Annotated in this window: 7 protein-coding genes; 5 read left to right on the forward strand and 2 right to left on the reverse strand. The window is 71.8% G+C overall.

Going from position 1 to position 9,996, the window contains the following annotated elements:
- Window positions 1–53 precede the first annotated feature (53 nt).
- Entirely contained in the window at window positions 54–695 is a 642-nt protein-coding gene (locus ACFVT2_RS34350; protein WP_390024408.1) for a superoxide dismutase, read from the forward strand.
- 137 nt (window positions 696–832) lie between these two features.
- On the opposite strand, the gene ACFVT2_RS34355 is transcribed toward ACFVT2_RS34350, so the two are convergent.
- Window positions 833–1,525, reverse strand: coding sequence for a DsbA family protein (locus ACFVT2_RS34355; protein ID WP_390024410.1), 693 nt, complete (start codon window positions 1,523–1,525; stop codon window positions 833–835).
- Between the two features lie 93 nt (window positions 1,526–1,618).
- Between ACFVT2_RS34355 and pepN (ACFVT2_RS34360) the strand changes: the two genes are divergently transcribed.
- From pepN (ACFVT2_RS34360) to ACFVT2_RS34370, 3 genes are all read left to right on the forward strand, one after another.
- Window positions 1,619–4,207, forward strand: coding sequence for an aminopeptidase N (gene pepN / locus ACFVT2_RS34360; RefSeq protein WP_390024412.1), 2,589 nt, complete (start codon window positions 1,619–1,621; stop codon window positions 4,205–4,207).
- Window positions 4,208–4,331: 124 nt separating this feature from the next.
- Window positions 4,332–5,357, forward strand: coding sequence for a hypothetical protein (locus ACFVT2_RS34365; protein ID WP_390024414.1), 1,026 nt, complete (start codon window positions 4,332–4,334; stop codon window positions 5,355–5,357).
- 215 nt (window positions 5,358–5,572) lie between these two features.
- On the forward strand, window positions 5,573–6,604 hold the full coding sequence (locus tag ACFVT2_RS34370) for an aspartate-semialdehyde dehydrogenase (protein ID WP_390024416.1): 1,032 nt from the start codon (window positions 5,573–5,575) through the stop codon (window positions 6,602–6,604).
- 92 nt (window positions 6,605–6,696) lie between these two features.
- Here ACFVT2_RS34370 and ACFVT2_RS34375 read toward each other — a convergent pair whose 3' ends face one another.
- Window positions 6,697–7,218, reverse strand: coding sequence for a DUF1203 domain-containing protein (locus ACFVT2_RS34375; RefSeq protein ID WP_390024418.1), 522 nt, complete (start codon window positions 7,216–7,218; stop codon window positions 6,697–6,699).
- 128 nt (window positions 7,219–7,346) lie between these two features.
- Here ACFVT2_RS34375 and pepN (ACFVT2_RS34380) point away from each other — a divergent pair, with 128 nt between their 5' ends.
- A complete protein-coding gene (pepN, locus tag ACFVT2_RS34380; RefSeq protein ID WP_390024420.1) occupies window positions 7,347–9,932 on the forward strand; it encodes an aminopeptidase N in 2,586 nt (861 codons plus the stop codon).
- Window positions 9,933–9,996: the final 64 nt, after the last annotated feature.

Here is a 9,996-nt window from a genome sequence, read left to right on the forward strand (position 1 = left end):
CTTGCTCATCATATGCAACTACGGCGAATACGCAGCTTGGAGGCGGGGTCGATATGGCGACCTACACACTTCCGGAACTTCCCTACGACTATGCGGCGCTGGCGCCGGTCATCAGCCCCGAGATCATCGAGCTGCACCACGACAAGCACCACGCGGCATACGTGAAGGGCGCCAACGACACCCTTGAGCAGCTCGCCGAGGCGCGCGACAAGGACCAGTGGGGCACCATCAACGGCCTGGAGAAGAACCTCGCGTTCCACCTCTCCGGCCACATCCTGCACAGCATCTACTGGCACAACATGACCGGCGACGGCGGCGGCGAGCCGCTGGAGAAGGACGGCGTGGGCGAGCTGGCCGACGCCGTCGCCGAGAGCTTCGGCTCGTTCGCCAAGTTCAAGGCGCAGCTGTCCAAGGCGTCGGCGACCACGCAGGGCTCCGGCTGGGGCGTGCTGGCCTACGAGCCGGTGACCGGCCGCCTCATCGTCGAGCAGATCTACGACCACCAGGGCAACGTCGGCCAGGGCTCGGTGCCGATCCTGGTCTTCGACGCCTGGGAGCACGCCTTCTACCTCCAGTACAAGAACCAGAAGGTCGACTTCATCGAGGCCATGTGGAACGTCGTGAACTGGCAGGACGTGGCCAAGCGGTACGCCTCCGCCAAGGAGCGTGCGAACAACCTGCTGCTGGTGCCGTGACCCGGTAGCCGGCCGAGGCGTCCTGCCTCGTGATCGTCTTCTCACCTTTCACTTGGCAGGCGGAACAGAGCGAAGCCCCCGCGAGGACATGACTCGCGGGGGCTTCGTGCCTACGGGACGGGGCGGCGGGCCGGCGGTCAGTCGAAGGTCGGAGCCTGGGTGCGGGTCCGCTTGATCTCGAAGAAGCCGGGTATCGACGCCACCATCAGCGTGCCGTCCCACAGCTTGGCGGCCTGCTCGCCCTTGGGAGCGGGCGTGACGACCGGACCGAAGAAGGCGATCTGGTCGCCGTCCGGCCCGGGGACCGCGATCACCGGCGTGCCGACCTCCTGGCCGACCAGGTCGATGCCCTCCTTGTGGGAGGCGCGCAGCTCGGCGTCGTAGGTGTCCTTGTCGGCGTACTCGATCAGGTCGGCGGGCAGGCCGGCGTCGGCGATGCCGGCCGCGAGGGACTCGTGGCTGATCCCCTCGCCGGCGGTGTGGAAGCGGTTGCCGAGCGCGGTGTAGAGCTTGCCGACGACCTCGTCGCCGTAGAGCTGCTGGGCGGCGATCACCACGCGGACCGGACCCCATGCCTTGCCGCCCGGACGCATGTTCTCCGCGTACTGGGCGGGCAGTTCGTCGAGTTTGTTCTCGTTGAGCACGGCCAGGCTCATGACGTGCCAGCGCACCTGGACCGGGCGGAGCTTCTCGACCTCCAGCATCCAGCGGGAGGTCAGCCACGCCCAGGGGCAGAGCGGGTCGAACCAGAAGTCTGCTGGGGTCGCCCCTGCCGGAGGCAAGGGGAGGGTCTTCGCGGTCTCGGACACGGGGTCTCCTCTTGAGAGCATCAACGGTGTTGTTCCGTGCACGCTTCAACCGACGGTGCCCGTGCCATGATTCCCCGTGTTCGATATCCGAGACGAGGGTGAGGGAGGCACACCGTGCCAGGTGAGAATCTGTCCCGGGAAGAGGCACGTGAGCGGGGCCAACTGCTGGCGGTCGACGGCTACGACGTGGCGCTGGACGTCCGCTCAGCGGTCGCCCGGGGCGCGGACGCGACCACGTTCCGCTCCCGGACGACGATCCGCTTCAGCTGCGCCGAGCCCGGCGCGGCGAGTTTCGCGGACCTCCTGGCGCCCTCGGTCAGCTCGGTCACCCTCAACGGCCGGGAGCTGGACCCGGCCGTGGTCTTCGACGGCACCCGGATCGCGCTGACCGACCTGGCCGCCGAGAACACCCTGGTCGTCGACGCGCAGTGCGCCTACAGCCGCACCGGCGAGGGCCTGCACCGCTTCGTCGACCCCGAGGACGGCGAGGTCTACCTCTACACCCAGTACGAGCCCGCCGACGCGCGCCGGGTCTTCACCACCTTCGAACAGCCCGATCTGAAGGCCCCGTTCACCTTCGAGGTGACCGCGCCCGAGGGCTGGCTGGTGCTGAGCAACGGCGCCCAGGAGGGCCCCGCCGAGGGCGGCCGGCACCGCTTCGCGACCACCAAGCCGATCTCGACGTACATCACGGCCGTGATCGCCGGCCCGTACCACTACGTCACCGACACCTACCGCCGCACCTTCGAGGACAGCACCGAGCTGACCGTCCCCCTCGGCGCGCTCTGCCGCAAGGGGCTGGCCCGGCACTTCGACGCGGACGACGTCTTCACCGTCACCAAGCAGGGCCTGGACTTCTTCCACGACCACTTCGACTTCCCGTACCCGTTCGGGAAGTACGACCAGGCGTTCGTGCCGGAGTACAACCTCGGCGCGATGGAGAACCCCGGCTGCGTCACCTTCCGCGAGGAGTTCATCTTCCGCGGCAAGGTCACCGAGGCGTCCTACGAGCGCCGGGCCAACGTCATCCTGCACGAGATGGCGCACATGTGGTTCGGCGACCTGGTCACCATGGACTGGTGGGACGACCTGTGGCTGAAGGAGTCCTACGCGGACTTCATGGGCAGCTTCGCGCAGGTGGGCGCGACCCGCTTCACGGACGGCTGGATCACCTTCGCCAACCGCCGCAAGTCCTGGGCGTACCGCGCCGACCAGCTGCCCTCCACCCACCCGATCACCGCCGACATCCGCGACCTGGAGGATGCCAAGCTCAACTTCGACGGCATCACCTACGCCAAGGGCGCCAGCGTTCTCAAGCAGCTGGTGGCGTACGTCGGCCAGGACGCGTTCCTGGAGGGCGCCCGGCGCTACTTCAAGCGGCACGCCTACGGCAACACCCGGCTGGCGGACCTGCTGACGGTGCTGGAGGAGACGTCGGGGCGGGACCTGGCGGCCTGGTCCCGCGCCTGGCTGGAGACGGCCGGCGTCAACTCCCTCACCCCGCAGGTCACCTATGACGCGCAGGACCGGATCACCGAGCTGAGCATCCTCCAGGAGGCGTCGGAGAGCCACCCGGAGCTGCGGCCGCACCGGGTCGCGGTGGGCCTCTACCGCCGTCTGGACGCCGACTCGGCGCTGGTCCGCTACGCCCGCGCCGAGGTCGACGTGGCCGGGCCGCGGACCGCGGTGCCGGAGCTGGCCGGGGTCGAGCGGCCGGAACTGATCCTGGTCAACGACGAGGACCTGACGTACTGCAAGACCCGCTTCGACGAGGGGTCGCTGGCCACCCTGCGGGCCCGGCTCGGCGATCTGACCGACCCGATGGCGCGGGCGCTGTGCTGGGCCGCGGTGTGGGGACTGACCCGGGACGGGCTGATGCCGGCCCGCGACTTCCTGGACCTGGTGCGGCGGTTCGCCGGGACGGAGACCGTCATCGGGGTGCTCCAGTCGGTGCTCGGCCAGGCGGAGGCGGCGCTGGAGCACTACGTCGCGCCGGAGTACCGCGAGCGGACCACCCGCGAGCTGTCCGAGGGCGCACTGCGCGAACTGCGGCTGGCCGAGCCCGGCAGCGGCCACCAGCTGAGCTGGGCCCGGCACTTCGCGGCGGTGGCCACCACCCCGGCCGACCTCCAGCTGCTCCGGGGACTGCTGGACGGCACCGCGAAGATCGACGGGCTGGCGGTGGACCAGGAGCTGCGCTGGGCGTTCCTGCTGCCGCTGGCCGCGCACGGGGTCGCCGACGAGGCGGCGATCGACGCCGAACTGGCCCGCGACGACACCGCGTCCGGCAAGCGCCACCAGGTGCGCTGCCTGGCCGCCCGCCCCTCGGCCGAGGTCAAGGCGGCGGCCTGGGCGGACGTGGTGGACTCCGACGCGCTCTCCAACGCCCTGGTCGAGGCGACCCTCAGCGGCTTCGCGCAGCCCGCGCAGCGGGAACTGCTGGTGCCGTACGCGCCGCGCTACTTCGCGGTGATCGAGCGGATCTGGCGGGAGCGGTCCATCGAGATCGGGATGTCCGTGGTGCGCGGGCTGTTCCCGTCCTGGCAGGTGGACCGGGCCGCGCTGGAGGCGGCGGACGCCTGGCTGGCGGAGCGTTCGGAGGCCGCGCCGGCGCTGCGCCGACTGGTGTGGGAGGAGCGGGACGACCTGGCGCGGGCGCTGCGCGCACAGGCTTGTGACGAGGCGGCCGGTCCCAGGCCGTAACCCGGCCCCCGACCAGTAGTCATCGGCCGTCGAACGCCCGTACTTGAGGGCGGGATTGTCCCGCTTGTGCCACAGGCGGGTAACAGCGGTTAGGGGGCGGAGCGGGGCCGGGAATCGACCGGGCATGAACCACGACACCCCGCTCTCCCCGCTCCCCCTCCACCACCTCGCCGACGGCCGCTGCCCGGTGCTGACGACCCATCAACTGCGGGCGCACGGCGTACCGCCCGCCGAGATCGCCGAGCGCTGCCGGCCGGGCGGCCCCTGGCAGCAGTTGCTGCCCGGCGTCCACCTGCTCCACCAGGGGCCGCCCACCAGCGAGGAGCGGCTGCACGCCGCGCTGCTCTACGCCCGCCACCGCGGCCCGTCCGTGCCGACCCAGCCCCGGGCCGCGGAAGCCGGCCAGGAGGCGATGATCACCGGACTGGCGGCGCTCGCCCTGCACGGCTTCGCCGCCGCTCCCCCGCTGCTCTCCCTGGACCGCATCGAGGTTCTGGTGGCGCGCACCCGGCGGCTGCGCTCGGCGGGGTTCGCGGGAATCGTCCGGGGCGCCGACCTGCCGGCCCCGCAGGACGTCACCGGGGTGCCCACCGCCCCCGTCCCGCGGGCCCTGGCGGACGCGGTGGCCGGCCTCACGGACGGAACCGTGGTGCGCCGGCTGCTGACCGAGGCGGTGCGCGGCGGGCACTGCGAGGCGGCCGCGGTGGTGCGGGAGCTGAGCCGGGCCCGGCTGCTGACCCGGCCGCACGTGGTGGACGCGGTCGACGCCCTGATGGCCGAGGGCCGGGCCCTGGCCGAGCAGCGGCTCTACGACATGGTGCACGCCTACGGACTGCCCGACCCGCTGTGGAACGTCGACCTGCGGCTGCCGGGCGGCCCGTACCTGGGCGTGGTGGACGCGTACTGGCCGGAGTACGGAGTGGCCGTGGAGATCGACACCCGCACCCCGCGCCCGTCCGACCACGGCCGTACCGACGCGCCCCGGGACGAGCACCGGGAGCGCCTGGAGCGGCTCGGCATCACCCTCGTCCGGTGCCGGCCGCGGACCCTGCGGGAGACCCCGGAGCAGCAGGCCACGGTGGTGCGGACGGCGCTGATGGCGGCGGCGGACCGGGAGCCGACGAGGTACGTGGTGGTCCTCCCGCACTGACCGCAGCGACCGCAGCGACCGCACCACCAGGTGACGTAACGGTCCGCGACCGCCGGACACGCTCCGTGGGCAACCATGCGGCCCGCAACTCCATCTATTGGAATGGATTGGACAAGGCGACGGGTCTCACACACATGATGGGAGCGCCACTGAGCAGGTGTTCCAGCAGACACCCGGAGCCGGGCCAGCGGGCCAGGTCAGAAAGAAGGAGTCCCATGAGGATCGGTATCGTCGGAGCGACCGGACAGGTCGGCAGCGTGATGCGGCGCATTCTCGCCGAGCGCAACTTCCCGGTCGAGCAGCTGCGGCTGTTCGCTTCGGCCCGGTCCGCCGGACGGACGCTGCTCTGGCAGAACACCGAGATCACGATCGAGGACGCGGCCATCGCCGACTTCTCCGGTCTGGACATCGTGCTCTTCTCGGCCGGTGGCGCCACCTCCAAGGCGCTGGCGGAGAAGGTCGCCGCCGCCGGCCCGGTCGTGATCGACAACTCCTCGGCCTGGCGCCGTGACCCGCAGGTCCCGCTGGTGGTCGCCGAGGTCAACCCGCAGGCCATCGCCGACCGGCCCAAGGGCATCATCGCCAACCCGAACTGCACCACCATGGCCGCCATGCCGGTGCTGCGCCCGCTGCACGAGGAGGCCGGGCTGGTCTCCCTGGTCGTCGCCACCTACCAGGCGGTCTCCGGCAGCGGCCTGGCCGGCGTCGCCGAGCTGGACGGACAGGCCCGCAAGGTCATCGAGCAGGACGCCACCAAGCTGACGCACGACGGCGCGGCGGTGGAGTTCCCCGAACCGGAGACCTACGTCCGCCCGATCGCCTTCAACGTCCTGCCGATGGCCGGCTCGATCGTCGACGACGGGCTGAACGAGACCGACGAGGAGCAGAAGCTCCGCAACGAGAGCCGCAAGATCCTGGACATCCCGGAGCTGAAGGTGTCCGGCACCTGCGTCCGCGTCCCGGTCTTCACCGGCCACTCCCTCCAGGTCAACGCCCGCTTCGCGCGCCCGCTCTCCCCCGAGCGCGCCCAGGAACTGCTGGCCGGCGCCCCCGGTGTCGCGCTCTCCGACGTCCCCACCCCGCTCCAGGCCGCCGGCCAGGACGCCTCCTTCGTGGGCCGGATCCGCCGCGACGAGACCGTCGACAACGGCCTGGCGCTGTTCGTCGCCAACGACAACCTCCGCAAGGGCGCGGCGCTCAACGCCATCCAGATCGCCGAGCTGGTCGCCGCCGAGCTGCGCGGCTGACCCGCCCGCACCCGGCGCACCGCGGCCGGTGCCGGTACGGATCCACTCCGTACCGGCACCGGCCGCCGGTCTTTCGGGCGCCCCCGCCCCCGTCAGGGGCGCCGCACCTCGTACAGGAAGCAGCCGTACTCCAGCGCCCGGACGTGGACGAGCGCCACCTCCGGGTCGGCGAACGCCTCGTCGAAGGCCGCCTCGAAGCCGGCCGTGGCGTCCTCGGGGATCTCGAAGTACCGCCCGCCTGCGATCCGGCCCTGCCGGTCGTAGCGCCGCAGGGTCCGCAGCGCCCCGGTGTGGACGTGGGGGTAGCCGTCGGCCGCCGGGTCCGGCCCCGGGCACTCCTCGGCGTGGATGAACACCGGCCCCTGCTCGTCGTAGGCCCCGGGGGCGGCGCCGGTCTCCGCCGCCCAGCGGCGCAGCGGCGCGTAGGACACCAGGGCCACCCGCTCGCCCTCCTCGATGGCCCGCAGACAGCAGCGCAGCGGGCTGCCGACGCAGTCCAGCGGCACTCCGTCCGCGCGGGCGGGGTACGGCTCCATCGGGCGGCCGGCGTCGTCGGTGCCGCGCAGCTCCTTGAGGGTGGCGGCCGGAAGGGGAAGCGGTGCGTATGGGGTCATGCGGCCAGCCTGGGCGATCCGCGGCCGGTCCGCTGGCGGGATCCGGACGTCGTCCTGGACGCGGCGGTGCCGTGGAAGGATGGTCGGACGATGCGCTGACGGATTGTGATGGAGAAGGAGAGCGACGGGTGCCTGGTACGAATCTGACTCGGGAAGAGGCCCAGGAACGGGCGCGGCTGCTGACCGTGGACGCGTACGACATCGAGCTGGACCTGAGCGGGGCACAGGGCGGGGGCACGTTCCGGTCGGTGACGACGGTCCGGTTCGACGTCACCGGTGGGGGCGGCGCGGAGTCGTTCATCGATCTGGTCGCGCCGACCGTGCACGAGGTGGTGCTCAACGGCACGGCGCTCGACGCGGCGGCGGTGTTCCAGGACTCGCGGATCGCGCTGGCCGGGCTGCGGGAGGGCCGCAACGAGCTGAAGGTGGTCGCCGACTGCGCGTACACCAACAGCGGTGAGGGGCTGCACCGGTTCGTCGACCCGGTGGACCAACAGGCGTACCTCTACACGCAGTTCGAGGTGCCGGACGCCCGGCGGGTGTTCGCCAGTTTCGAGCAGCCGGACCTGAAGGCCACGTTCCGGTTCACCGTGACGGCGCCCCAGGGCTGGACGGTGATCTCGAACTCGCCGACGCCGGAGCCGGGCGGCGCGGACGGCACGGTCTGGGAGTTCGCGCCCACGCCGCGGATCTCCACGTACATCACGGCGCTGATCGCCGGCCCGTACCACAGCGTGCACAGCACCTGGGAGGGCGGCGACGGCCGATCGGTGCCGCTGGGGATCTACTGCCGGCCGTCGCTGGCCGAGCACCTGGACGCGGAGGAGATCTTCGCGGTCACCCGGCAGGGCTTCGACTGGTTCCAGGAGAAGTTCGACTACGCCTACCCGTTCGCCAAGTACGACCAGCTCTTCGTGCCGGAGTTCAACGCCGGGGCGATGGAGAACGCCGGCGCGGTCACCATCCGCGACCAGTACGTCTTCCGCTCGAAGGTGACGGACGCGGCCTACGAGGTGCGTGCCGAGACGATCCTGCACGAGCTGGCGCACATGTGGTTCGGCGACCTGGTCACCATGGAGTGGTGGAACGACCTCTGGCTGAACGAGTCGTTCGCGACCTACACCTCGATCGCCTGCCAGGCGTACGCGCCGGGCAGCAAGTGGCCGCACTCCTGGACCACGTTCGCCAACTCCATGAAGACCTGGGCCTACCGGCAGGACCAACTGCCGTCCACCCACCCGATCATGGCGGAGATCCGCGATCTGGACGACGTCCTGGTCAACTTCGACGGCATCACCTACGCCAAGGGCGCCAGCGTCCTCAAGCAGCTGGTGGCCTACGTCGGCATGGACGAGTTCTTCAAGGGCGTGCAGGCGTACTTCAAGGCGCACGCGTTCGGCAACACCCGGCTGTCCGACCTGCTCGGGGCGCTGGAGGAGACCAGTGGCCGGGACCTCGCGACCTGGTCGAAGAAGTGGCTCCAGACGGCCGGCATCAACGTCCTGCGGCCGGAGATCGAGGTGGCGCAGGACGGCACCGTCACCGCGTTCGCGGTGCGGCAGGAAGCGCCGGCGCTGCCGGCCGGGGCGACCGGTGAGCCCGTCCTGCGGCCGCACCGGATCGGCATCGGCTACTACGACCTGACGGACGGCAAGCTGGTCCGCACCGGCGGCGTCGAGCTGGACGTGGACGGCGAGCGGACCGAGGTGCCGTTCCCGGCGGGCTTCCGCCGGCCGGACGTGATCCTGCTCAACGACGGCGACCTGTCGTACGCCAAGGTGCGGCTGGACGAGCAGTCGCTGAAGGTCGTCACCGAGCACCTCGGGGACTTCACCGAGTCGCTGCCGCGGGCGCTGTCGTGGGCCTCGGCCTGGGACATGACCCGGGACGCCGAACTGCCCACCCGCGACTACCTCGCGCTGGTGCTCTCCGGCATCGGCAAGGAGACCGACATCGGCGTGGTCCAGTCGCTGCACCGCCAGGTGAAGCTGGCACTGGACCTGTACGCGGCGCCGGAGTGGCGCGAGAGCGGCCTGGCCACCTGGACCGAGGCGACGCTCGCGCACCTGCGGGCGGCCGCGCCGGGCAGCGACCACCAGCTGGCGTGGGCCCGGGCGTTCGCCGCGTCGGCCCGCACCGGCGACCAGCTGGACCTGCTCCAGGGCCTGCTGGACGGCACCCAGGAGATCCCCGGGCTGGCCGTGGACACCGAGCTGCGCTGGGCGCTGCTGGAGCGGCTGGCGGCCACCGGCCGGGCGGACGAGTCGGCGATCGCCGCCGAGCTGGTGCGGGATGCGACCTCGGCGGGCGAGCGGCACGCGGCGACGGCCCGCGCCGCGCGGCCCACCGCGGCGGCGAAGGCCGAAGCCTGGGCGTCGGTCGTGGAGTCCGACGAGCTCCCCAACGCCGTGCAGGAGGCCGTCATCGGCGGCTTCGTCCAGCCGGACCAGCGGGAACTGCTGGCGCCCTACACCGCGAGGTACTTCGAGGCGGTCAAGGACGTCTGGGACAACCGCAGCCACGAGATGGCACAGCAGGTCGTGGTGGGCCACTACCCGGCCCTCCAGGTCTCCCAGGAGACCCTGGACGCCACCGACGCCTGGCTTGCGCAGGCCGACCCGAGCCCGGCCCTGCGCCGACTGGTGACGGAGTCCCGGGCCGGCGTCGAGCGGGCCCTGAAGGCCCGCGCGGCGGACGCGGCCGCCGGGGCCTGACCCCCCTCGCGCGGTACGGACGTGGGCGGGGCCCCGGCCCCCCCCCGGTGCGGGGGACCCCCCC

It is taken from the genome of Streptomyces sp. NPDC058000, from assembly GCF_042886435.1.
GTDB lineage: Bacteria > Actinomycetota > Actinomycetes > Streptomycetales > Streptomycetaceae > Streptomyces.